Raw genomic sequence first — 23125 nt, forward strand, 5'->3', positions numbered from 1 at the left:
CCATATGCGTGTTCTGGTAACCGGGGGTGCCGGCTTCATAGGTTCTGCTGTTGTTCGTCACCTGGTGCTCGACAAAGGCTACGAGGTTCTAACGGTCGACAAGCTTACCTATGCGGGTACACTGGCCTCTCTTCAGAAGATTATCGATCATCCCAGACACCATTTTTTGAAAGCGGATATATGCGACAGTTCGGCGATCCATGATGCGTTCGAAAGCTTCCGTCCGCAACGTGTCATGCACCTCGCCGCTGAAAGCCACGTGGATCGCTCAATCACCGGCGCGCGCGATTTTGTCGAGACCAATGTGTTGGGCACATTCAATATGCTCGAGCATGCACGTCGTTTTTGGTCGAGCCTGAAGGCCGACGAGAAAGAACCATTCAGATTTCTGCACGTCTCCACCGACGAAGTCTACGGCTCGCTCGGACAGGAAGGTCTTTTCACGGAGGAGACCCCCTACGATCCGAGTTCGCCTTACTCGGCATCCAAGGCTTCTTCCGATCATCTGGCGAAAGCCTGGGCCCGGACCTATGGTCTGCCGGTCATCGTCTCCAACTGCTCCAACAACTACGGCCCGTACCATTTCCCGGAAAAACTCATCCCACTCGTGATCCTCAACGCCCTGGCGGGAAAGGCGCTGCCAATATACGGGACTGGCGCCAATATTCGGGACTGGCTCTATGTCGAGGACCACGCCCGGGCGCTTGATCTCATCTCCGAGAAAGGCCGCATAGGCGAGACCTATAATGTGGGCGGTCGAAACGAGAGACGCAACATTGATGTTGTCGAGCGAATTTGTGCGTTGATGGACGAGTTTAATCCATCAGGTGCGCCACATGCACGGCTGATAACTTATGTGACCGACCGCCCCGGTCACGACGCTCGTTATGCCATCGACGCCACCAAGCTCGAAGTCGAGCTTGGATGGACGGCGCAAGAGAATTTCGACACCGGCATCGAAAAGACCGTCAAATGGTACCTGGACAATCAGTGGTGGTGGGAGCCGCTGAGACAAGATTACTCTGGAACACGGCTCGGATTGATTGAACAGCAGATCAAGGTCGCGTCATGAGCCAGCGGCTGCTTGTTACTGGAATACACGGACAGATCGCAACGGCGCTGGCTGAACGTGCTGTGCTCAACGGATCTTTCGAGATTGTCGCCCTTGGTCGCCCTCAACTTGACCTCGCCGACCCTTCAACGGTGGGTGCAGCGATCGAAATGGCGTCGCCAGACATTATCGTATCGGCGGCAGCGCATACTGCGGTTGATCAGGCAGAATCGGAAGAGGATCTTGCCACACGCATCAACAGTCTCTCAGCAGGAGAGATTGCAAAGGCCGCCCATCGGCTTGGCGTGCCAGTCATCCAGATTTCCACCGACTATGTTTTTGACGGCCAAAAGAGCACGCCGTATTTGGAAGACGATCCCGTCGCTCCAGTCAGCGTTTATGGACGCTCCAAGCTTGCTGGAGAAATAGCGGTTCGCGCCGCAACAGACGAGCATGTGATCCTTCGCACTGCCTGGGTTTACAGCCCATTCGGCAAAAATTTTCTGAAGACGATGTTACGGCTGGCGGAAACGCGCGAAAACCTTTCAGTTGTCGACGATCAGATCGGTAATCCGACCTCAGCTCTCGATATCGCCGATGGCATACTCACAGTGGCCTCCAATCTTCTATCGGATCAATCACGCAGGCTCCGCGGCACTTTCCACATGAGTGGATCCGGTGCAGCAAGCTGGGCTGACTTTGCCGAAGAGATTTTTTCCCACGCCCGCTTGCAAAACGGTCCGTTTGCGACAGTGACGAGGATCGCAACAAGCGACTATCCCACGCCTGCAAAACGTCCGGCGAACTCGCGGCTCGATTGCTCGCGACTGCGGGATCTGCACGGCATCGTTTTACCCAATTGGCAAAGTTCGACCGCTCAGATTGTCGAACGTTTGATCGCCGAATTGCGAGCATAAGTCACCTTATCAAGACAAACGGAGAAAGCACGGCATGAAGGGCATCATACTTGCGGGCGGAAGCGGAACACGATTGCATCCGATGACTTCGGTCCTCTCGAAGCAACTCATGCCGATCTACGATAAACCGATGATTTTTTATCCGCTGTCGACGCTAATGTTGGCCGGCATCCAGGACATATTGATAATCTCGACACCCCGCGACCTGCCCAATTTCCAGGCGCTTCTGGGGGACGGTTCACGCCTCGGGATTTCATTGACCTACGCCGCGCAGCCGACGCCCGACGGCCTTGCCCAAGCCTTCATTATCGGCGCAGATTTCATAGGCTCCTCGCCCTCATGTCTCATTCTGGGTGATAACATCTTCTACGGCCATGGTATAAGCGACGTGATCAAGGATGCGGCCTATCGCCTGGACGGAGCAACAGTGTTCGCCTACCAGGTTAACGATCCAGATCGATATGGCGTCGTTGAGTTTGATAGCTCCATGAAGGCAATTTCGATCGAGGAAAAGCCTGCCGTACCGAAATCCAACTGGGCGGTAACCGGGCTCTACTTTTACGACAATGACGTCATCGACATCGCGGCTAACCTGAAGCCGTCGGCGCGAGGCGAATTGGAGATCACCGACGTCAACCGTGAATATCTTGACCGTGGAAAGCTCAACGTCGAACTTATGGGCCGCGGTTACGCTTGGCTCGATACCGGAACACCCGATAGTCTTTTGGAAGCCAGTGAATTCGTAGCGACACTCGAACGCCGCCAGGGCTTCAAAATCTGCTGCCCAGAAGAAATTGCCTATCGCATGGGCTTCATAACTGAAGATCAAACGCGAAAACTCGCGGAGGGCTACGGAAAGAGCAGTTACGGTCGCTATCTTTCCAAACTGCTTGGCTAGAGCATTTCCAGGAAGAGTGCGTAGCGGCTGTACGCCCAGAAAATACGCGAAACAAATCTGGAGCGCGTCCGACGTTTCACCGTAACAGGATGCGCTCTAAGCTGTTTATGTGTCTACGTTTCCCAAACTCCCGGGTACAAAGCACTATGCCACGTCGATGATTTCAATTTCCTTCCCACCCAAACTGACCAGATCACCGGCCGCTTTGCTCATCAACGCCCGTGCGACAGGGGAAACATAAGACATCGATCCCGCAGAGGGATCGGCCTCGTCTTCACCGACAATCCGGAATTGTTGCGTCCGTCCGTCATCGCGGCTGAAGGTTACCAGGCTGCCAAAGGCGACGATGCCGTCCGCAGGCGGGTGCGGTATGAGTTGGGCGGTGCGGAGACGCTCCGCGAAATACCTGATATCGCGCAGGGGGCTGGCGGAAAGCCGCCTCCTTTCATTGACGTCCTCAATGGCGTTGGCCGCTTCGCAAGCTTCACGCGCGGCGTGCAGTTGCAGTTCCAGCGCTTTCAGTCCGGCCTCGGTCACCAGATTGGGATGTGGCGAAATCACCCGATCGGGCAGAACCGTCTCGGCTGCTGTTTCGGCACTGTCTTCCTTGGTAAAGGCTACACTCAATCCTGGCACTCCAATGTCGTTGAGATGCCGCTTGGATATCTCTCTCCAGTCCAGTTTTGCCATTGCTCCCCGCGACGGAGCAAGAGCGCAACCACAAGAAACCCGCATAGAGGGAACATACCCCTCATTTCTGGCTCTAACGGGAGGCTTTTTGCCCTGCTAGGTTGTCTTGCAGGAGGAGTGAGGACACCAACGCTAACGAACAGGAGACGGCAATGGCCCGGACAGTAGTGAATGCGCTTGGGGATACGCTCTATTATAGCGACAGTTCCACCGGATTTTTCTCCGCCACGGGTTCCGGCCCACTGCTCACCGGCACCGGCGGTAACGATTCCATGTGGGGCGATAGTTCCGTCAATGTGACGATGGCGGGCGGCACGGGCGATGATATCTATTATCTCTATTCCAGCATCAACCGCGCTGTGGAGAATGCCGGGGAAGGCATCGATACGATCGATACCTGGATGAGCTACACCCTGCCCGACAATTTTGAGAATCTCAGGGTGACGGGCGATGGCCGTTACGCTTTCGGAAACGCGCTCGATAACATCATCACCGGTGGATCGGGCAGCCAGACGATCGATGGCGGAGCTGGCAATGATGTTCTGATCGGCGGCGGTGGAGCCGACACTTTCGTCTTCACAAGCGGCAACGGCACCGATCTCATCATGGATTTCAGCGCCAACGATACGATCCGGCTTAACGGTTACGGCATCACATCCTTCGATCAGCTCGTCAGCAATGCCACGCAGCAAGGCAGCGATCTGTGGCTGAATTTTTCGAATGGCGAAGCCGTCGTTCTTGCCGGAACGACCATCGACGACCTTCAGGCGAACCAGTTCGAACTCAGTCTCGACCGGTCATCCCTGACCCAGACCTTTGCCGATGAATTCGATGCGCTGTCACTGCGTAGCGGCGATCAGGGAACCTGGGATGCCAAATATTGGTGGGCTCCGGAAAAGGGAAGTTCGCTGACGACGAATGGCGAGGCGCAATGGTATATCAACCCTGCTTATGCCGGCACGTCGGAGGTCAATCCGTTCAGCGTCGAAAACGGCGTGCTGACCATCACTGCTGCGGAAACGGCACAATCAGTCGCCGATGAAGTCGAGGGTTATGATTATACCTCCGGCATGCTGAACACCTATTCCTCCTTCAGCCAGACCTATGGATATTTCGAAATCCGCGCCGATATGCCGACCGACCGCGGCGCATGGCCAGCCTTCTGGCTTCTGCCGGAAGACGGCTCCTGGCCTCCGGAACTCGATGTCATTGAAATGCGCGGCCAGAATCCCAACACGCTCATCATGTCCACCCATTCGAACGCCACCGGTGAACAGACATCGGTCGTCAACAATGTCAGCGTGCCGAGCACGGAAGGGTTTCACACCTACGGCGTATTGTGGGATGCCGAACATATCACCTGGTATTTCGACGATGTCGCGGTGGCGCAGACGGATACGCCTGATGATATGCACGACCCCATGTATATGGTCGTCAATCTTGCCGTCGGCGGCATGGCGGGAACGCCGTCAGCCAATGATTTCAGCGACGGCTCACAGATGATGATCGATTATATCAGGGCCTATTCACTTTCAGACTGGGCCGCCTGACAAAAACGCCGGCAGTCGCGTCCAGAACTGCCGGCGTTTAGACATCAGCCTGCAGAGGCTGCGTCTTTTTCAGGTTCTTTATTCAGCCGCAAGCTGCGTGCCTACAGCGTTCAGCGACATCAGATGCTGCGCCGTTTTGAGGCTTGCGGGCTGCTCGGCCCGGTAACGGCGGCCGATTTCCATCATCAGCACCGTACCCGGCAGGAAGGTGAGCTCCGAGAAGATGCTCTCCCACTCAATATCACCCCAGCCGAGCGGCATGTGGAGGTCGCCGATACCGAGCGCTGTATTTTCCTGTGTGAAATAGGCCTCGTAGAAGCCCTGCGGCCGGCCGAAGGAATCGTGCACATGCAGGTGGCCGGCGACCGGAGCCATGGCGCGAAGCTGCTCGCGGAAATCGAGACCACGATAGGTGGATTCGAGATAGGCATGGCTGAAATCGATCAGCGCCACGAGATTATCGTGACCCACGGCCTTAACGGTCGCCGCCACTTCGGCCGGCGTCTGGCGATATTGCCCCGGTTCGGTGGTGAAGATGTTCTCCAGTGCAACGCGCACGCCATTGGGCTTGCAGAATTCCGCAAGTTCGAAAAGCGCTTCCCGCTCACGGCTGTCTGCATCGGCCCGCTCGGCAATCTGGTCGGCACGCAACGCACCACCATGCTGAACCAGGATGCCCGCGCCGATACGGTTACAAAGGACAGCGAGCGCCTTGGCGGCATCGATCTGGTAACGGCACGTCACCGGGTCCATGAAATTGGACGAAACCAGGCCATGCACGGTGTAACGAAAATCGAACTGCTTTGCGAGCGCCACGAAACGGTCGGCGCGCTCCTCGATGATGCGGCCGCCCGCAATCAGATCGAGGCTCGTCACGGCGATTTCAACGGTATCGCAGCCAATATCCGCAAGTGCGCGCAGATCACTTTCAAGCGTGGCCAGTTCACCGTCGTCGGAGCCGGCGTTGAAACCGGTACCAATAAGATTGCTCATGTCATCATCTCCAGGGATAGAAATTATGCAAGTTCACGCCGCCGCACGGGCGCGGCGCGCCGTATCGAACAAATCCGGTCTGTCGATATTGACGTAGTCTACCCCGGCCAATGCAATCTCATTATGAAGGTCGACGTCATCCCCGCCATAATAAACCATGACTTCGAGACCGGCCTTGCGGCACGCCGCGACAAGCCCCGGCCGCCGCATCTGCTCCGGCGTGATCTCTATGATCGAGGCATGGTGCACGGCCGCCGCCAGCGAGGGAGACTTGGCGATATCGAGCAACATCATCTTGCGGAATTCAGGCGCGGCTGCCTGCAGGCCCCGGCGCATATCCTCCGAAAATGAAAAGAAGAAAGTATCGCGCACCATGCCGAGATCCCGTACCAGCGCGGCAACCTTGACGGGATCGCAATATTTCAGCTCGACATAAACACCGCAGCGGCCTCGCAAATGGCGCAGATAGGCATCGAGACGCGGCACGACCGCCCCTTTGAACCCTTCCCCGAACCAACTGCCCGCATCCAGCGCATCGATCTCGCCCGACAGGGCATGGCCGATCGGCCCCTTACCATCGGTGGTACGGTCCAGCGTTTCGTCGTGGAAGACATAGAGCACCCCATCCGCACTCTCGCGCACGTCAAGCTCGATATAGTCCGCACCCTGCTGCAAGGCGAGATCGGCGGCGGCAAAGGTATTTTCGGGCGCGAACTTGTTGGCGCCGCGATGGGAGACGATTTTGGGCATGGAATTTCCTGTCAATTTACGGGCTCCGGCTCTCGCGCCGGAATGGTCGAATTGTGAGAAAGATCGGCGTGCAGCCCGGCAATGCGATTGCCGGTAGCATCAAAAACGAGGGTGAGGCCTGATTTGCAGCTGATGCCGACCCGATCACCCGGCGCGTGCCTTATCGTCTCGCCATATTCCAGCGCGTGGATCACGCCCGCGGGCGTGTCGATCGTGTAGAACACCTCACGCCCCATCGGCTCGACGGTGGTGACCGGTCCTTCCAGCCGCGCTTCGGCGGATTTGACGAGCGTAATATCCTCCGGGCGCAAACCGAAAGTGATCTCGCCGTCGCAACGGGCATTGATGTCGAACCTGGCGTCGCCAATCTGCAACTGCTCGCCTTTCGCCTGCCCCTTCAGCAGATTCATCGGGGGAGTACCGATAAAACCGGCGATGAACAGATTGTCGGGCCGGCGATAAAGATCATCGGGCGTGCCGATCTGGGCGATAGAGCCGTTATTCATGCAGATGATCCTGTCCGCCATGGTGATCGCTTCGATCTGGTCATGGGTGACGATCAGCGTCGTGATGCCAAGACGCTTCTGGATGTTTTTCAGCTCGGCGCGCATGGCGATGCGCAGGGTGGCGTCGAGATTGGAGAGCGGCTCGTCGAGAAGCAGGATATTCGGCTCCTTGACCAGCGCCCGGGCCAGCGCGACACGCTGCTGCTGACCGCCGGAAAGCTGCGAAGGTCGCCGGTCGAGCAGCGCGCTGATCTGCACCAGGCTCGCAGCCTCTTCCACCCGCCGCGCCACGTCCTCGCGCGGCACATTCTTGAAACGCAGCGGAAAGGCGATGTTCTGCCGTACCGTCAGGTTGGGATAAAGCGCATAGGACTGAAAGACGATGCCGACATTGCGATCGCGTGCATCGATGCGGTTTACATTGTGGCCGTCGAAAGCGATCTCACCGCCGCTCGGCGCGTAAAGCCCGGCCAGCAGGAAAAGTGTGGTCGATTTTCCGCATCCGGAAGGACCGAGAACGGCGACGAATTCACCATCTTCGATGGAGACCGTCATCGGTTGCAGAACCCGGGTGTCGCCCCAGCTCTTGGTGACTTTGTCGAGAGTGATCCTGGCCATGGTGATTATCCTTTGATCCCGCCGATATTCATCTGGGTGATGTATTTCTGCGTGAAGACGTAAATGATCAGCACAGGCAGCAGATAAACGACGCCGACGGCGGCGATCATGCCGAAGTTCACGCCCACGCTGTCCTGTGCCACGAAGAAGAGATAAAGGCTCATCGTCATCTGGCTTTTTTCGATGAGCAGGGTCTGGACGAAGACATATTCCTCCCAGCCACGCAGAAAGGTGAAGGTGGCGACCGCGATCAGCCCGCCTCTCACCTGCGGCAGAACCACCATGCGGAAGGCCTGAAAGCGGGTCGCGCCATCGGTGACGGCGCTCATTTCGATGTCCCAGGGAACATTGTCGAAGAAGCCCTTGAGAACGAAGATGGCGAAGGGCAGCTCCAGCGCGCTCATGACCAGCACGACGCCGAAGAGATTGTTGAGCAGGCCCATGTAATGCAACTGCACGAAGATCGCGACGGTGAGCGCCAGCGCCGGAAAGGCATGCAGGAGCAGAAGCCCGCGCAGGACGTTTTCACGCCCGGCGAAGCTGAAGCGCGACAGGGCATAGGCGGCGGGCGTGGCGACCAGCGCGACGATCAGGGTCTGGGAAGCGGCAAACAGCAGCGAACTCTGCAGGGCTGTCCAGACGGATGGCATCAGCGCGATGCGCGTGCTGCCGGTTTTCTCGATATCGCGGCTCCACAGAAAGCTGTAGTTCTCGATGGTCAGATGCGGCAGAACCAGAACGAAAACCAGTGTCGCCACCACGGCGGCGAGCGCCAGCCAGAGCAGCATGGGATTGCGCAGGCGAGTGGAAAAAAGCGCAACTGCAACCGCCCCGCAATAGGCAAGAGCCGCGATTGCGCCGCTGCGCCACAGCACAAGCCGGCTGAGATTGTCGTCTGAGGTCGTGAACGACTTCACCACCAGCCATAGATAGGGCAGGAGAACAGGGGCCGAAACCACGGTCAGGAACACGAGGATGACAGGCAGAAAGCTGGCGCGATGGGCAAGGCCGCGCCTTTCAAGCCGCGTCCAGTCCGGCTGCAGACCAGGCACGCGCCCGGCATGGGTTTGGGTATCGGCGAGCGTCATCACAGCACCTCGATTTTAGGGGGAGCAAAGGTCGAGCGCATATTGGTGAGGCGCCATTGAACCAGCGTCACCGCGACGCCGATGGCCATCAGGCCGAGCGCGAGTGCGGCGCCATAGGCATAAGCACCGTTTTCGAAGGCGCGACGGTAGATATAAAGCGCATAGGTGGTGCTGTCGTAGACCGGGCCGCCGCCGGTGATCAGCAGAATATATTCATAGGTCGTCATCAGTGAGAGCGCCTGATAAAGCGTGACAAAACGGATCGGCGCGGAGAGAGCCGGTGCAACGACATGGCGAAGCACGCCCCACTCGCTGGCGCCGTCGATGCGCGCGGCATTGGCAAGGTGCGACGGTATGGAGCGGATAGACGACGTCAGGATGACCATGGCGAAGGACGCACCGACGACGCCGTTCGCCACCACCACCAGAATAAGCGGAAAGTCGTTGCGCAGGTTGAGCACGGGTGCGCCGAGCGCGCCAAGGAACTGGTTGAGCAGTCCGGAAGATGTGGGATCGGCGATCCAGATCCAGAGCACGCCGTAGAGCACGGCCGGACTCATGCGCGGCAGAAGCCACAGGCCGCGAAAGAAATTGCCAAGCCGGTCCGGCATCGCCGTCGTCGTAACGGCCAGAAGCGCACCGAGGCTGATATTGAAGATGAACAGGGTCGCTCCGACATAGATGAGCGTCGTCAACAGCACGATCGGCAGGCGTATGTCGCGCTGGACCATACGCTGGAAATTCTCGGCCGTGAATTTGCCGATCTTCAGATTGGCGCCCATATCGGTGAATGCGATCACCAGATTGACGACGATCGGGGCCAGAAAGAAAAGGCCGAGCAGAAGAAGAGCCGGCGCCAGATAAAAGATCGGCCGGGCCGGGCGGCGCGCCCTGAGCTGAAATTGGGACATCACAATATACCGGTGAGAGCGCAAAAGTGCCGCCCGGCAAGGCCGGGCGGCGTGGTCGAGGGCAAACTCAGTTGCTTGCGGTTTCGCGGATTTCGACGTCTGCGCCGAATTGCAGTTCCAGTTCGTCGGCAATGAAATCGACCGCCTGGGCCGCCGTCATCTTGCCGGTTTCGACCGCCTGCAGACCGCTGAACAGCACCTTGTTATAGCTGCTGAACTTGGTGTGGTTGGGCACGAACTTCGCGAATTTCATCATCGGCGAGGCGGCGGAGAGTGCCCAGTTGTCCTTGTACTTCGGCATCGCCGTCTGGGCGTTGCTGATGGCCGTGTGATAAGAGGTCACGGCGTGTTCGTTGTTGAAATAGGGCAATGTCGCGAGCGCCACGAGATCGGCGGCTATATCGGGATTGGTGCCCTTCGGGTTGAGGGTATAGAGCAGCGGATGCGACAGGTTGGCCGGCTTACCGCCCTTTTCGGCGGCCGGAGCGGCGATCCAGCCGATCTTGTTGAAATATCCCTTGCCGTCGGTCGGCCAGGTCGCGCCGTTCTTTTCACCCACCTGCCAGGCAACCGCCCAGACGCCCTGATGGAAGATGAAGGACTTTTCCGTTTTGAAGGCGGTCTGGATCGCTTCCCAGCTCATGGCCGTATTGTCGACCGGGGTGACGCCCTGCTTGGCATTGCGCTCGTACCAGCCGAGCGCCTTGACCATCTCGGCCTTGGGGAACAAGAGCTTGCCGGTCTTTTCGTCCATGAACTTCACGCCATAGGACTGGAACACCATCAGGTAGTCGATGCCGACATTCGGACGGTGCAGCATGCCGTATTGCGCAACCTTGCCGTCCACCACTTCCTTCGACAGCGCCGTCAGATCGTCGAGCGTGAATTCACCGGCGTCGACCTTGGCCGGCAGGCCCTCGATGAAAGCCTCATCCTTGCCGATCTTGCGCAGCATGTCCTTGTTGTAGAAGAACATGCGGATTTCCGCATCCTGCGGAACGCCGTAAATCTTGCCGTCCGTCGCCCTGGCGGAATCCCACAGAACCGGCAGGATATCGCCATAGACCCAAGGCGTAGCGGCGATCTTGCCTTCCATCGGCATGGCGTAACCGTCCTGCGCGAACTGGCCGATCCACTCATGCGGCAGAACGTATATGTCCGGCCCCTGGCCGACAGAAAACGCCTTCAGCGTATCGAGTGCCAGGGCGTCCCAGCCCTGTACGCTACTGTTGTTGACGTCGATGACAATGCGCTTGTCGACGCCTGCGGCCTTGAACTGCGCGTTCATGATGCCGGCGGCGGCTTCGATGTTGGTGACGCGGCCAGGTCCATTCTTGTCGGCGAGCGTCCAGAGTTTGATTTTGATGTCTTCGGCAAAGGCAACAGCCGGCAAAAGCGTGCCGAGAGCGACTGTCGCCATCAAAGAAAGAAACTTGAACATGTGAATTATTCCCGTTGAAACTTTTTACTTAATTAACTTGCTTAATTAACAGCCTTATGACAGTTTTCGTCGCGAACCATTTCCGATGAAAACATCATTTAATTAAGTTGCTTAATTTACATCTTCATGACAATTCCGTGGGTGGAGTCTGGAGAGCGAAACTTTGACTGAGCGACGAAACGGCGGACTTACGGGCATCGGCACGACGCAGGGCGCGCTTCTGGGTTACATCAGGCGCAAGGGTTCGGCCTCGCGGGTCGAGCTTGCCGATCATTGCAACATAACGCCGGCCGCCGTCAGCATGATGACGCGCAATCTGCTCGAGCGTGGAATCATCGTGGAGGGCGCGCGACGGCAGGAGGGGCGCGGCGCGCCCCATATCGATCTGCTGCTCAAGAAAAACGTCGGTTATGCCCTTGGCGTGCACGCCAATTGTTATCTGGTGATGTTGACGCTCCTGAATTTCGGCGGCGAGATCGTCGGCGAATTGCGGCTGCGCGGCTCCTATCGTGCATTTTCCGATGTGCAGAAGGCGCTTCAGGAAGGATCCGAGGAACTACTGGCAAAAAACGCGATCGACAGGAAGGACCTGATCGGCGCCGTGATTGCCATGCCGACCCGCTTTCACAGAGAGGCCGCGTCGCTCGATCTGGCCGAAGAGGTGATTTCCTGGGCAGATTCGGACCTTTCCGCCATGCTGCGCGAAGCGTTGCCCTGCCCGGTGATCATCGAAAACGACGCCAACGCCGCCGCCATGGGCGAACTCACGCTCGGCAACACGGCCGGGCATGAAAATTTTGCCTATATCTACCTGTCCGAAGGCATTGGCGGCGGCGTCATCATCAAGAACGAGCTTTATCGCGGTTATCTCGGCAATGCCGGCGAGATCGGTGCCTTGCGCAACCGCAACGTTTCGCGACCCTCCTTCGAAGATCTGGCTGCATGGTGCCTCAAGCATGTGGGCGAAAAACCCGCAGGGCGCGCGCCCGATGTCTGGACGGATTATCTGTCGCGCAATCCGGCCGTGCTTGATGCGTGGCTTGAGCGGGCAGGCCCGGAGGTCGCCAGCCTTGGCTTCGCCGTCAGCGCCGTACTTGCACCCACCGCCATCTATGTCGGCGGCACATTACCGAGGATCGTGCGTGAAAAACTGGTGGACTGGCTGGATTTCAAACGCTCGGACCCGTTCAACGGCTCGAAGGTGATACAGCCGCAGATCCTGCTGCCTGAAGTGATCGCGACAGACCCCGTTGCTTTCGGCGCGGCGGCGATGATCCTCCACGGCGTCAGCGAAACGGGCTGACGCCCCGGACCTTCCGGGTTGTCGTGCCCTAACCGAGATTGGTCACCATGAAATAGATCAGCCAGCAATGTGCGATCGCCAATGCCGCCCAGGCCCATTTTGCGACCTTGATATCGGCGTCGACGACGGTATTGCTGATCTCGCCCCCGCCAAGAGCCTCTTCCCCAACCCGATCCTCCCGCGTCAGAGACGTGGAAGAAGCCTTGGAATCCGGCTCGCTGACAATATAAAGCCTGTCGCTGCGCATCAAAGCACGCGGCTCGGCATCGACGCTTTCCGTATGGGAAAGTGCGGCCTGACGGGAGACGCCGTTCACCGCAGGAAGCTGCGATGACACCCGCCTGTTACGCATGTTACCTCGATTGGGCATCATAATTTTCCACATAATAAAAATAAAAATATTCACCGGTAAGCCCGGATAAAGCCGTGGCTTTTCCGGGCATGTCAGAAAGAGCGGCAGCTCACGCCCCGCCTATCGACCAGGTATTCCCCCATGCCCCTGCGTCTCCCCGGACACAAAGACGCCCTTGCATTCAGCGTGCCGGACTTCCCGGCAGATCACGCCTGACCGCGTAAGGCTTGGCCTCCCGCTGGATCAGGAAGACGGATTTCTCGACCGGCAGCGGCTCGACCGTCCGGTACCGTTGAAACCGCCTGGAATATTCGAACCGGATCAGCCTGCCTTCGAACTTCCCGGCCAGAACACGATAGCCGTTGACGAATTCGTTCAGGATTTCCAGTTCCTCTCCCCACAGCCAGCCACCGTAAGAGGTGCCTTCGTTCGAACGCAGCACGATCTCGAAAAAATGCCCGCCCGCCACCACCGGCATGCGGAAAAGAATATCGAGATTATCCTCGTCCTCATCGTCGCATTTTTCAGCCGATAACCTGGCATGGGCAACCTTCGCATGAACCAGCGCCGAGACCGGATAGAACGGGCGTCCCTTGAACCACATGAACTCGCTGACCGCATATCCGACATCGTCGGCACGCTGGTAAGGTTCAATACGCGGCTCGAACGCCATGTAGCTTCCGTTAAACGCTATCACTTTCGAAAATTCCCGATGCCTGCCCGCTGCATATTCGCTGCTTTCAGCCCGTCCTTCATGCTTCTGCCTGCGACAATAGGCAGGCCGCGTCACACCAGCGTCAAATGGAGCGCTATGATGACTTTCAATTTCCCGGACACGTTGTTAGATGGTGATTCATGAGGGGACAAAAGTGGCTGGGAACGCTGAACTGATACCGATCCGGCTTTTTGGCACCCCGCGCTGTGATGCGGTGCGGGAAGCATTTTTCCCGTCCAAGGGCTTTGCGCTCATCGCAGCCCTCATTCTTGCGCCCAACCAGTCGCTTTCCCGCCAGCACGCCGCATCGCTCCTGTGGGAAAATGTCGAGCAGAAACGCGCACTCGGCAATTTACGACAGCTGATTCTGCGCCTTCAGAAGCTGCCCAATGAAGACGAGTCCATCCTTCTGACCGAAGGGAACGATCTGAAGGCGGGAAAGCTGGCGCAGCGGACCGACCTTGCGATCTTTCTTGTCGGCGCGAGAGCCGAAGACCCGATGCGGCGGCTGCAGGCCCTGCTCGAATTTAGCGGCGACCTGCTGGATGGGCTGGATGCCGGGCAAGATCATCTCTACCTCTGGCTGTTGTCGGAACGCCGTCGTCTCAAGGACCTGTTCTTCTCAAGCTACACACAGCTTCTGGAGGAGCTGACCCGCTTCGGCCGCGCCAGCTCCAACGATATCGCGAGACTTGCCGAATGCGCGTGCAAGATCGAACCGGAACGCGAGGAAACCTACCGCGCCGCCATGGCCGCCTATGCGCGGATCGGAAATATCAGCGCCTGCGAGGGCATGTTCGTGCTGTTGCAGGAGCAGCTGCGTCAGGAGGCACGCTCGCCGGAAGCCGAGACCGTGGCGCTGAGACGCCGGATACAGAGCCTCGCCTCAACGATAACCACCCCCGCCGAGCCTGACGAAGCCAGCCGGCGAAAAACCACCACGAAACCGCGCGTCGCCTTCGGCCTGCCGGCCCGGGTGGACGGGCTGCCGGCATCGCCGGTCATGCACGCCTTTATCGAGGATGTCGCCAACAGCCTGGTGCGCTACCGGACCTTTACCGTCCTTTCACCACACAGCACCTTTGCGCTCTCGCGGGACCGGGCCGATGATGGTTACGCCATGCTGCGGACCGACTACAGGATCATGTCGTCGGTTTTCGACGATACCGGCATGTCAGTGGCGCTGATCGAGGAGGCGACCGGCGAAATCGTCTGGTCGCTGGAAGTGGTTCTCACCGAGCGGCACATCCACACCGCATTTCGCCTGCTCTCCAAACAGGTGGCTGCGGCGCTTGCCCGCGAGATCGAGCGGCTACAGGTGGAACCCGACCGGAACCATAGCGGCGAGGCCTACCGGCAATTGCTGGAGGGCCAACAGCTCCTGCGCGGCAAATGCGACCTGCCGCTTCTGCGCAGAGCCCGCTCCATGTTCCGCAGAGCCGTCGATCTCGATCACGGCATGGCCGTCGCCCGCGCCCGGGTGGCGCAGAGCCTGCAGCTGGAATGGTTGATGCTGGGCGGCAACGACCCTCACCTGCTGCACCGCGCCAAGGCGGAGGCCGACGCTTCCGTGGAGATCGACCCTGCCCTCGGCGTTGGCCACTGGATGTGCGCGGTGGTGGCGCTCTACCAGCGGGATTTCGACATATCCGCCGAAAAATTCTTCGAGGCAGAGGCGCTTGCTCCCAACTCCGCCGACCTCCTGCTCCAGCATGCCGATGCACTCGCCCACTTTGGCGATGCCGAAACCGCCTGGGAGAAGTTCCAGCAGGCGATCGATCTCAACCCGCTCGCACCCGATATCTACTGGTGGGCCGGCGCCAGCATCGCCTTCAAGCGCGAGGATTACGGCGCGGCGGTGGAATTATGCGCGCGAATGGAAAATGACGAGCCGGCCCTGCGGGTTTTGACCGCAAGCCACGCGCTGCATGGCGATTTGGCCGCTGCCCGGGAAACCGGCGGCAGGCTTCAGGAAAACTATCCGGGTATGTCGGCGAGGGAGATCAGCAGCCTTTCTCCAGACCGTGACCCGATAGCGAATGAAAAATTCTATCACGCACTTCGATTAGCTGGGATCAAATAGGAGATATTATGTCCTCGCATTTCTTCATTGTCGGAAAAAAGGGCTTCGGCGTTCTTTTCATTCGCACGACGCCGCTCAGGGTTGCGTCCGTATCGCATGAGACGATCGCGGCCTATGAAGCCAGCCACCCCGGCGTGGATGGCTATGCACGCGTCGCGGCTGCGGCAAAGGCCATGCTCGTTCGCCAGGACGGCCAGCCCGAGGCTGAGCTGGACCAGGTCCAGATCCAGGGCATCGAAGCCCTCGTCGCCGGTGGCGCCGTGGTTTCCGAAGCCGATTTCGCCTTTATCGGTGAAGTGACCGACGCCGGCTGGGATTTCAACCGCATGGTGCAGGCGCCAATCGGCGCGGCGCTGAAGGCTGTCGGTCCGGCGGGTTCGGTCACCGGCGAGCTGTTCGACGCCATCCTTGCCGACGACGCCAACTCTGCGCCCTGATCGCGGTTCCGCAGCCTTGACCGCTGCCGGTGCTCCCATATCAGCGACAGCGGCTTCAAGGCATGCAGACGCATCGTTCTTCGATCCCGAACTGCTCCGGCAGTTCGGGATTACCCGTGTCGGTGACGTGACCGGTCTCGATATTATCGGCATACCCGTCTGGTTTGCGGTGCGCCCCAATTCGCGCGGGCTTTCGGTTTCGCAGGGCAAGGGACTTGTTGCGGAACAGGCGCGGCTCTCGGCGATCATGGAAGCAATCGAGGGTGCCGTCGCTGAAGATACCCGCAAACATGTCTCCGCCTTCGGCTCTCTCGAGCAGATGCGGGCAAAAGGCGTTCCTCTCATTCCTTTCGAAACCGTCGGCCGCGTCGATCCGGAAAGGCTGGATCCTCGGCGCGAACGCGGCTGGGTGAAGGGAATATCCGTTCGCCAGCAGCAGGACGTATTTGCTCCTTACGAACTCATCGGAATGGATTTTCGCGCAGATTTCCCCTGGGATCGGCAGGCTTTCCTCATGAGTTCGCAGGGTCTCGCAGCGGGGTTTAATCATGACCATGCGGTTCTCCACGCCTTGCTCGAACTCGTTGAAAACGACGCCTGCTTTCTCGTCGATACTTTCGAAACCCGCACGATCGCGCCAGATCCGGTCACGTTTCCGGCCGGTATCAATGCGTCGTTCGACAGCCTTGTTGAACGCCTTTCAGACATTGACCTGACACCGTCCTTCTTCGACATGACGAATACACTCGGCGTGCCGGTGGTGATGGCAAGCCTTCCCCGCTCGGTTAACGCGCTGGACGGCCCCGCAACCCGCAATGCGGCGGGCGCCGCCTGCCGACCCGCAACCTATGACGCCGCTGTTGCAGCGCTGCTCGAAGCGATCCAGTCGCGACTGACGGATATCAGCGGCGCGCGGGATGATCTCTCCCCGCTGCGTTACCAGCGAGACATGTTGACTGCGCCCGCTTTCGGGCGGCAACCGGTAGAACGGACGCCGGTGCAGCTTGATCTTGCAACGGATGACAGAGCTTTGCCGCCCTGGCGCCAGCTTGCCGAGCGCCTTTTCACCGCAGGAATCGAGGATATTTATGTCTTCGCACTGGAAACGGGTGTCCCGGGCCTCAATGTCGTGCGGGTTCTGGCGAGCGGCCTTACCCCGACCAGTGGAGGCCTGCAAAACATATCGCCGCGGGCGCTCGATCATTTCCTGAACGCCGGAGGTCTTCGATGAAAACCGTGGTTTTTGCAGGCCCCTCCATCCACAGTGTCACTGGCGAAAAAATATCAGGTCTCGATCTTCGCGGACCGGCGGCCTGCGGTGATATTTTCGATGCCGTGCAGCAAGGCGTCCGGACAATCGGTCTCATCGACGGCCTTTATGGGGACTGCGCCGCCGTCTGGCACAAGGAAATCCTGCATGCCCTGTCATCCGGCGTCACTATTCTCGGGGCCGCCAGCATGGGAGCGCTCCGGGCGACGGAATGTGCCGCCTTCGGCATGATCGGCATCGGCGAAATCTTCACGGCCTATCGTGACGGACGACGGTTTTCCGACGCCGATGTGGCGGTCAGCCACGCGCCGGGTGAACTTGGCTATCGTCCAATGACGATCGCGCTGGTCGACGCCGAGGCAACGCTGGAAGCGTGCCGCGATAAAATCGCCACGGAAGAACACGATACTCTGCTGCGCGTTGCCCGACACCTGCATTTTAGCCGCAGAACATGGCGTACCATTGCCGCCGAAGCCGGACTTGCTTCAGAAGTGGCAAATTTTCTGGCCAAAGAGGCCGTTTCCGTAAAAAGAAACGACGCGGTCGAGCTTCTGGAGGTGCTCAAAGCCGGGGACCTGCCATCCCCGCCATCGCCATCATGGAAATTCCAGAACACGGTGTTTTTTCAGCAATTGGCGGCGCGGCGGATGACGGGAGAAAAGATGCCGTGACAATTTCCCGGTCTCCGTCTTTCGTAGCCGATTGTGGTGGACTGATTGACACGATCGCGTTCGCGCTTCCGGCATCGTTTTTTACCGATGATCACGACAGGCATCGCGTCTCGCCACTGCTTCCCATCGGAAACCTGCTTTCGGCTCTGCCCCACGAAATGATGGCGGCCATCATCATTGACCGGGACTGCATTCCATCGGCGCAGGACTGGCTCGAAAGGCTGGCTCCCCCCTGCGCCGCCGAGTTGCTGCCGCTTGATGAAAACAGCCGCATTTCGCATCCGTGGATACAGGATATGGTCCATGTTCGGACCGATGAAAAAGGCGCTGCGACCGAACTGGTTTCGGCAGCGGGAAACGCCAGCGCCAGCGCGCTTGCCACGCGTTTCGGGCTCGTAGCGGCCGTTCCGGACGTCCTTTTGGACGGCGGCAACCAGTTGGTTGGCCCGGATTTTCGGCTGGTAGGCCATTCGAGCCTTGAGGACGGCAGCGGGACAGGTGTCAGGAACAACACTTTAGAATGCTCGCAGCAGTGGCAGAAGGTTCAGGCTCTCGACGGCAGAACAGTCTACAGCTTTGGGTACCGGCCGGAAGACCTTTCTTCGGCAAGACCGGCCCCCATGGCGATGGCCTCCCGGAGAATGCACCAATGCGGTTTCCACGTTGACCAGTTCGTTTCGGTGACCGGTCTGAGACAGGATAACCGTCCGCTGCTCCTGGTCGCCGATCCGGTGGCGCATGCGGGATGCGGCAGCCGTGCAGCGACGGATCTGAAACAAAAACTCGACGCCTCGGTGCATTCGCTGATCCGGCAGGGTTTCGCGGTAAGGCGAAATCCCATTCCTGTTTCCCCGGCCATCGACAGCAACAAATGCATTCCGCGACTTTACAACAATGTCATTCTTGAAAATGTCGTACGATCAGGCCAAAAGCAGCCATTCGTCTGGTTGCCGCATTTCGGCGATGAGGAGGCGCTCGGGGAGTTCGACGAAGACAACAGGCAAATCTGGGCAGGGCTCGGTTTCGATCCCATCTGCGTGACCGGGTGGAGCCATCTTGCAAGCCGCAACGGGGCGTTGCGTTGCGCCACAAAGGTTATAAGCCGGGCTTCGTAGCGTGTTCCGTATCTGTAAAACTGCATTCTTTTGTCAATAAAGGTTCATATTACCCGTGGAAATTGTGTTGAATGTCTACCTTCAACAATATTAATTGATAATTATCCGATTTAAGACCCTCAACATGGAGGAATTTATTATGCAGCCCAAACTTCCCAGCCCGATCGACGTGCATGTCGGCACCCAGATCAGAATGCGGCGCAAGTCGCTCGGCATGAGCCAGAGCGCTCTGGCCGGCCGGCTCGGTATCACCTTTCAGCAGGTCCAGAAGTACGAAAAAGGTGCAAATCGCGTTGGTGCATCGCGTTTACAGGCCATCGCATCCGTTCTCGGTGTCGATGTCAGCTCGCTTTTCGCCAATGCCACGCCCGATGTCGGAAACGACAATCCGGCCATCGGCTCGATAAACGCCATGCAGTCCTTCGTCGCTTCGAATGAAGGATTTTCGCTCAATCAGGCCTTTTCGCGAATCAAGAGCGCAAGCATCCGCCGAAGCATTGTCGCCCTCGTGACATCGCTTGCAGCGACCGAAACGGCGGAAAATACGACCGCGCCAGAGAAGAAGAACGATGAGTAACGCAGGTGTGACGCTCGCGTGACGCTCGATATGGTCGAAAATGAATAACGCGGGATCAACGCGTTTTCATACTGTCGATTGTCGAGAGGGAAGCATGGCGGCGTCTACCACAGCAATACTTGAACAGGACAATGCAGACGAGATTCTGGCGCTTGGAAGGATGGTTTCATACCTTTGCCAGCGCTCGAAATCCATGGAACTGGGCATGTCGACCTATTTCCTGGAAATGGCATTGTTGTCGCTGGCTCAGGATATCAATCAGCACGGCCTGCCGCCTGCAGGCGCAGAGTTGAATTCCAGCGGTTTCGCACCGGCCGATCTGCATTGAGCAATTTCCTATCCGCAGCCGCATAGATGCGTAGCACGAAGCGTTCCCGCACCTTCCTCCAGCCGGGAACGCCTTGAAATGAATTGACGCATCTTGCATCTGCCTGCGCATAACCCCTCCCAAGGGATTTCATCGTAAATGATGATCGAGGCCCGGTTTTTCGCCGGGCCTCGCCTATTATCGGGGCAGCGCGCGCCGAAGTTCCGCAGCTGCGGCGACCATGTTGACGAGCGCCGGCCTCACCTCTACCCATTTGCGGGTTTTCAGGCCGCAATCCGGGTTGATCCAGAGTTGCCGATCGTCAAGCCGCTCCCGCGCCAGTGCCAGAAGGTCAACCATTTCGCCGACGGCCGGTACACGCGGCGAATGGATGTCGTAAACGCCGGGGCCGATCTGGTTCGGATATTTGTAGGTCCGGAAAGCATCCAGCAGTTCCATCTTCGAGCGTGAGGTCTCGATGGAAATCACGTCGGCATCCATTGCGGCAATCGCATCGATGATCTGGTTGAACTCCGAATAGCACATATGGGTGTGGACCTGTGTGTGATCGCCCACGCCGCTCGAGCAAATGCGGAAGCACTCCACCGCCCAGCCGAGATAGTGCTGCCAATCCCGATGCCGAAGCGGCAGACCTTCACGAAGAGCTGCTTCATCGATCTGGATCATCTGCGCGCCTGCCGCCTCGAGATCATTGACCTCATCACGGATGGCCAGCGCGATCTGCCGGCATGTCAAGCTTCTGGCGATATCGTCGCGCACGAAAGACCAGTTGAGGATCGTTACCGGACCGGTCAGCATGCCCTTGACGGGTTTATCAGTGAGTGACTGCGAATATTCCCACCAGCGGACTGTCATCGGTTTCGGCCTCGACACATCGCCGAAGATGATCGGCGGGCGGACATAACGCGAGCCGTAACTCTGCACCCATGCGTGCTGGGTGAAAGCGAAGCCGGAAAGCTGCTCGCCGAAATATTGCACCATGTCGTTGCGCTCGAACTCGCCGTGAACGAGGACATCGAGACCTATTTCTTCCTGCCAACGGATGGTTGCTTCGGTTTCCTTTTGCAGAAAGCCTTCATATTGCGCATCTGTCAGGGCACCTTTCGCATGCGCGGACCGGGCCTTGCGCACCTCCGGCGTCTGCGGGAAGGAGCCGATGGTCGTCGTCGGGAAGAGCGGCAGGGTGATGGCCTGCGCCTGCACCTTCTGCCGTTCGGCAAAGGCGCTCGTCCGCTGCCTGTCGGCCTCGCCGATCGTTCCGATACGTTTCTGCACGGCTGTATTCGTCACCTTTGGCGACGAGGCGCGTGTGGCAGCTGCCTTCGAAGCCGCGCCCAGTTCAGCCGCAACCGCAACCTTGCCCTCACCGAGCGCCCTGCCGAGCGTCGCAAGCTCGCCGAGCTTCTGGGTGGCGAAGGAAAGCCAGCTTTTCAGGTCGGCATCAAGGCCGGTTTCCAGTTCGAGATCGACGGGAACATGCAGCAGCGAGCAGGAAGGGGCAATTTGAAACGCTTCTACGCCCCGTGCGGCAATGGCCGCTTCCAGCCGATCAACGATTGCCGCAAGATCGGCACGCCAGATGTTACGACCATCAATGACACCAAGCGAAAGGACGCGATTTGCGGGCAAAGCCTTCAGCACAGCCTCGAACTCATTGGACGCACGCACCAGATCAATATGAAGACCTGCGACCGGAAGTGCCACAACGGATTCCAGATTGTCCTCAAGCCCACCGAAATAGGTGGCAACGAGGATTTTCAAATCCGGCGCGGCTTTCGACAAGGTCTGATAGGCCATCGTGAGCGCATGGCGTTCACCCTCGGAAAGGTCCAACGCCGCAACTGGTTCGTCGATCTGTACCCAGTCCGCACCGGCCGCATGCAGGCGGCGCAGCAGTTCTTCGTAAACAGGCAATAGCTTCGCCAGCAGATCGAGCGGCTTGAAAACGGCCTCCCGCGCCTTGGCAAGCTTCAGGAAGGTGACCGGACCGAGGATGACGGGACGAGTGTGAATGCCGAGCGCCTTCGCCTCAAGAAAATGCTCGACCGGCTTTTGCGAGGTGAGCACAAAATGCTGATCCTCGGAAACCTCCGGCACCATGTAATGATAATTCGTGTCGAACCACTTGGTCATCTCCAGCGCCCGAACGCCCAACCCGAGAAGGTCATCTGCCCCGTGGGCGTGGCCGCAATCCGCATGGGCCTCGCTCTGGCTGCCACGCGCCATGGCAAAATAGGTCGACAGGGAAACGTCTCCACCTTCCCATCCGTAAACCGAGGGAATGGCACCCACCATCACGGCTGCATCAAGAACATGATCATAGAGGGAGAAATCATTGGAGGGGATGTGGGTGATTCCCTTCTTGCGCTGAAGCACCCAGTTTTCGGCGCGCAGCCTGGCGGCGGTTTCAAGAAGTTCCGTCTCGGGGATCTTTCCCGACCAGAAGCCTTCAAGCGCGAACTTCAATTCGCGATGGCGGCCAATTCTCGGAAAACCGAGCGATGCGACTGGAATGGTCTTGTTTGGCATTGTCATACCCCATTTGGTTGTGGGGGCATGGGTAAAGCGGACGCGTGCAGGCCCGACCTTTGCCGAACCATTGCAGCAACCACCGGGACACCCCGCCCGTGGACGTTATTTTGTCCTGGCAGGTCTCCTGGCTTACGGGTCGTCGCCTTTGCCCGTCTTCCCGGGGGTTTTCACCCCAGTGACGTGGATGGACAAAGGCTCGCCGCTTACAGTTGCGGGGGCAGCTCCGGCCTTGCCGATCGTCGGCGCACCGGATTCCCTCTTAGCTCCGAGATTGAAACATTCAGGCCCGGAGAACCATGACGCCAGCATTTCTCACCACAGGCGTCACG

Annotated in this window: 22 protein-coding genes and 1 riboswitch; of the genes, 12 read left to right on the top strand and 10 right to left on the bottom strand. The window is 58.6% G+C overall.

Going from position 1 to position 23125, the window contains the following annotated elements; genetic code table 11:
• Positions 1 to 4 precede the first annotated feature (4 nt).
• Genes rfbB through rfbA form a run of 3 tightly spaced genes read left to right on the top strand, consistent with a single transcriptional unit; the run spans position 5 to position 2866 of the window.
• On the top strand, positions 5 to 1072 hold the full coding sequence (gene rfbB / locus ACQZ5F_RS16235; RefSeq protein WP_225338692.1) for a dTDP-glucose 4,6-dehydratase: 1068 nt from the start codon (positions 5 to 7) through the stop codon (positions 1070 to 1072).
• Positions 1069 to 1968, top strand: a complete 900-nt coding sequence (rfbD, locus tag ACQZ5F_RS16240) for a dTDP-4-dehydrorhamnose reductase (RefSeq protein WP_225338693.1) — start codon at positions 1069 to 1071, stop codon at positions 1966 to 1968. The genes rfbB and rfbD overlap by 4 nt, the downstream gene beginning before the upstream one ends.
• 34 nt (positions 1969 to 2002) lie before the next feature.
• Positions 2003 to 2866, top strand: a complete 864-nt coding sequence (rfbA, locus tag ACQZ5F_RS16245; protein WP_225244174.1) for a glucose-1-phosphate thymidylyltransferase RfbA — start codon at positions 2003 to 2005, stop codon at positions 2864 to 2866.
• 144 nt (positions 2867 to 3010) lie between these two features.
• Here the strand turns inward: rfbA and greA are convergent, their stop codons facing one another.
• Positions 3011 to 3493 (bottom strand): transcription elongation factor GreA, encoded by a 483-nt coding sequence (gene greA / locus ACQZ5F_RS16250; RefSeq protein WP_225338925.1) that lies wholly within the window; start codon positions 3491 to 3493, stop codon positions 3011 to 3013.
• A 215-nt stretch (positions 3494 to 3708) separates the two neighbouring features.
• On the opposite strand from greA, the gene eglC reads away from it, so the two are divergent.
• Positions 3709 to 5106, top strand: coding sequence for an endo-1,3-1,4-beta-glycanase EglC (gene eglC, locus ACQZ5F_RS16255; protein ID WP_225338694.1), 1398 nt, complete (start codon positions 3709 to 3711; stop codon positions 5104 to 5106).
• A 78-nt stretch (positions 5107 to 5184) separates the two neighbouring features.
• On the opposite strand, the gene ACQZ5F_RS16260 is transcribed toward eglC, so the two are convergent.
• The 6 genes from ACQZ5F_RS16260 to ACQZ5F_RS16285 all read right to left on the bottom strand — a co-directional run bounded on the left by ACQZ5F_RS16260 (position 5185) and on the right by ACQZ5F_RS16285 (position 11413).
• A complete protein-coding gene (locus ACQZ5F_RS16260; RefSeq protein ID WP_225338695.1) occupies positions 5185 to 6099 on the bottom strand; it encodes a TIM barrel protein in 915 nt (304 codons plus the stop codon).
• A gap of 33 nt (positions 6100 to 6132) precedes the next feature.
• Positions 6133 to 6849 (bottom strand): glycerophosphodiester phosphodiesterase family protein, encoded by a 717-nt coding sequence (locus tag ACQZ5F_RS16265; RefSeq protein WP_225244172.1) that lies wholly within the window; start codon positions 6847 to 6849, stop codon positions 6133 to 6135.
• 11 nt (positions 6850 to 6860) lie between these two features.
• A complete protein-coding gene (locus ACQZ5F_RS16270; RefSeq protein ID WP_225244171.1) occupies positions 6861 to 7973 on the bottom strand; it encodes an ABC transporter ATP-binding protein in 1113 nt (370 codons plus the stop codon).
• A 5-nt stretch (positions 7974 to 7978) separates the two neighbouring features.
• Complete coding sequence (locus tag ACQZ5F_RS16275; RefSeq protein WP_225338696.1) at positions 7979 to 9061, bottom strand: carbohydrate ABC transporter permease; 1083 nt, start codon at positions 9059 to 9061, stop codon at positions 7979 to 7981.
• The gene (locus ACQZ5F_RS16280; RefSeq protein ID WP_046799793.1) at positions 9061 to 9972 is read right to left on the bottom strand and encodes a carbohydrate ABC transporter permease; all 912 of its coding nucleotides are present in this window, start codon (positions 9970 to 9972) and stop codon (positions 9061 to 9063) included. The genes ACQZ5F_RS16275 and ACQZ5F_RS16280 overlap by 1 nt, the downstream gene beginning before the upstream one ends.
• A gap of 67 nt (positions 9973 to 10039) precedes the next feature.
• Entirely contained in the window at positions 10040 to 11413 is a 1374-nt protein-coding gene (locus ACQZ5F_RS16285; RefSeq protein ID WP_225338697.1) for an ABC transporter substrate-binding protein, read from the bottom strand.
• A gap of 163 nt (positions 11414 to 11576) precedes the next feature.
• Here ACQZ5F_RS16285 and ACQZ5F_RS16290 point away from each other — a divergent pair, with 163 nt between their 5' ends.
• Complete coding sequence (locus tag ACQZ5F_RS16290; protein WP_046799795.1) at positions 11577 to 12716, top strand: ROK family transcriptional regulator; 1140 nt, start codon at positions 11577 to 11579, stop codon at positions 12714 to 12716.
• A 28-nt stretch (positions 12717 to 12744) separates the two neighbouring features.
• Here the strand turns inward: ACQZ5F_RS16290 and ACQZ5F_RS16295 are convergent, their stop codons facing one another.
• Together ACQZ5F_RS16295 and ACQZ5F_RS16300 are read right to left on the bottom strand one after the other, a co-directional pair.
• A complete protein-coding gene (locus ACQZ5F_RS16295; RefSeq protein ID WP_448739320.1) occupies positions 12745 to 13068 on the bottom strand; it encodes a hypothetical protein in 324 nt (107 codons plus the stop codon).
• A 181-nt stretch (positions 13069 to 13249) separates the two neighbouring features.
• Positions 13250 to 13741: a hypothetical protein gene (locus ACQZ5F_RS16300; protein ID WP_046799796.1), complete on the bottom strand. Its 492-nt coding sequence runs from the start codon at positions 13739 to 13741 to the stop codon at positions 13250 to 13252.
• 172 nt (positions 13742 to 13913) lie between these two features.
• Here ACQZ5F_RS16300 and ACQZ5F_RS16305 point away from each other — a divergent pair, with 172 nt between their 5' ends.
• The 7 genes from ACQZ5F_RS16305 to ACQZ5F_RS16335 all read left to right on the top strand — a co-directional run bounded on the left by ACQZ5F_RS16305 (position 13914) and on the right by ACQZ5F_RS16335 (position 20264).
• A complete protein-coding gene (locus ACQZ5F_RS16305) occupies positions 13914 to 15866 on the top strand; it encodes a BTAD domain-containing putative transcriptional regulator (RefSeq protein ID WP_225338698.1) in 1953 nt (650 codons plus the stop codon).
• 8 nt (positions 15867 to 15874) lie between these two features.
• Positions 15875 to 16303: a hypothetical protein gene (locus tag ACQZ5F_RS16310; protein WP_046799798.1), complete on the top strand. Its 429-nt coding sequence runs from the start codon at positions 15875 to 15877 to the stop codon at positions 16301 to 16303.
• A 37-nt stretch (positions 16304 to 16340) separates the two neighbouring features.
• Positions 16341 to 17534, top strand: a complete 1194-nt coding sequence (locus ACQZ5F_RS16315) for a YcaO-like family protein (RefSeq protein ID WP_137087987.1) — start codon at positions 16341 to 16343, stop codon at positions 17532 to 17534.
• Complete coding sequence (locus tag ACQZ5F_RS16320; RefSeq protein ID WP_225338699.1) at positions 17531 to 18244, top strand: TfuA-like protein; 714 nt, start codon at positions 17531 to 17533, stop codon at positions 18242 to 18244. The genes ACQZ5F_RS16315 and ACQZ5F_RS16320 overlap by 4 nt, the downstream gene beginning before the upstream one ends.
• Positions 18241 to 19359 carry a hypothetical protein gene (locus ACQZ5F_RS16325; protein ID WP_225338700.1) on the top strand — a complete coding sequence of 373 codons (1119 nt, stop codon included), beginning with the start codon at positions 18241 to 18243 and terminating at the stop codon, positions 19357 to 19359. Before ACQZ5F_RS16320 ends, ACQZ5F_RS16325 begins: the two co-directional genes overlap by 4 nt.
• 139 nt (positions 19360 to 19498) lie before the next feature.
• Complete coding sequence (locus ACQZ5F_RS16330) at positions 19499 to 19936, top strand: helix-turn-helix domain-containing protein (RefSeq protein ID WP_046799801.1); 438 nt, start codon at positions 19499 to 19501, stop codon at positions 19934 to 19936.
• Between the two features lie 94 nt (positions 19937 to 20030).
• Positions 20031 to 20264: a hypothetical protein gene (locus ACQZ5F_RS16335; RefSeq protein WP_046799802.1), complete on the top strand. Its 234-nt coding sequence runs from the start codon at positions 20031 to 20033 to the stop codon at positions 20262 to 20264.
• Between the two features lie 177 nt (positions 20265 to 20441).
• Here ACQZ5F_RS16335 and metE read toward each other — a convergent pair whose 3' ends face one another.
• Positions 20442 to 22793: a 5-methyltetrahydropteroyltriglutamate--homocysteine S-methyltransferase gene (metE, locus tag ACQZ5F_RS16340; RefSeq protein WP_448730604.1), complete on the bottom strand. Its 2352-nt coding sequence runs from the start codon at positions 22791 to 22793 to the stop codon at positions 20442 to 20444.
• Positions 22794 to 22893: 100 nt separating this feature from the next.
• Positions 22894 to 23110, bottom strand: a riboswitch (cobalamin riboswitch).
• Positions 23111 to 23125: the final 15 nt, after the last annotated feature.

It is taken from the genome of Agrobacterium sp. 22-210-1, from assembly GCF_053522525.1.

Coding starts and splice junctions, on each gene's coding strand:
- rfbB (WP_225338692.1), top strand. CDS start 5: ATGCGTGTTCTGGTAACCGGGGGTGCCGGCTTCATAGGTTCTGCTGTT.
- rfbD (WP_225338693.1), top strand. CDS start 1,069: ATGAGCCAGCGGCTGCTTGTTACTGGAATACACGGACAGATCGCAACG.
- rfbA (WP_225244174.1), top strand. CDS start 2,003: ATGAAGGGCATCATACTTGCGGGCGGAAGCGGAACACGATTGCATCCG.
- eglC (WP_225338694.1), top strand. CDS start 3,709: ATGGCCCGGACAGTAGTGAATGCGCTTGGGGATACGCTCTATTATAGC.
- ACQZ5F_RS16260 (WP_225338695.1), bottom strand. CDS start 6,099: ATGAGCAATCTTATTGGTACCGGTTTCAACGCCGGCTCCGACGACGGT.
- ACQZ5F_RS16265 (WP_225244172.1), bottom strand. CDS start 6,849: ATGCCCAAAATCGTCTCCCATCGCGGCGCCAACAAGTTCGCGCCCGAA.
- ACQZ5F_RS16270 (WP_225244171.1), bottom strand. CDS start 7,973: ATGGCCAGGATCACTCTCGACAAAGTCACCAAGAGCTGGGGCGACACC.
- ACQZ5F_RS16275 (WP_225338696.1), bottom strand. CDS start 9,061: ATGACGCTCGCCGATACCCAAACCCATGCCGGGCGCGTGCCTGGTCTG.
- ACQZ5F_RS16280 (WP_046799793.1), bottom strand. CDS start 9,972: ATGTCCCAATTTCAGCTCAGGGCGCGCCGCCCGGCCCGGCCGATCTTT.
- ACQZ5F_RS16285 (WP_225338697.1), bottom strand. CDS start 11,413: ATGTTCAAGTTTCTTTCTTTGATGGCGACAGTCGCTCTCGGCACGCTT.
- ACQZ5F_RS16295 (WP_448739320.1), bottom strand. CDS start 13,068: ATGCGTAACAGGCGGGTGTCATCGCAGCTTCCTGCGGTGAACGGCGTC.
- ACQZ5F_RS16300 (WP_046799796.1), bottom strand. CDS start 13,741: ATGGCGTTCGAGCCGCGTATTGAACCTTACCAGCGTGCCGACGATGTC.
- ACQZ5F_RS16305 (WP_225338698.1), top strand. CDS start 13,914: ATGGTGATTCATGAGGGGACAAAAGTGGCTGGGAACGCTGAACTGATA.
- ACQZ5F_RS16310 (WP_046799798.1), top strand. CDS start 15,875: ATGTCCTCGCATTTCTTCATTGTCGGAAAAAAGGGCTTCGGCGTTCTT.
- ACQZ5F_RS16320 (WP_225338699.1), top strand. CDS start 17,531: ATGAAAACCGTGGTTTTTGCAGGCCCCTCCATCCACAGTGTCACTGGC.
- ACQZ5F_RS16330 (WP_046799801.1), top strand. CDS start 19,499: ATGCAGCCCAAACTTCCCAGCCCGATCGACGTGCATGTCGGCACCCAG.
- ACQZ5F_RS16335 (WP_046799802.1), top strand. CDS start 20,031: ATGGCGGCGTCTACCACAGCAATACTTGAACAGGACAATGCAGACGAG.
- metE (WP_448730604.1), bottom strand. CDS start 22,793: ATGCCAAACAAGACCATTCCAGTCGCATCGCTCGGTTTTCCGAGAATT.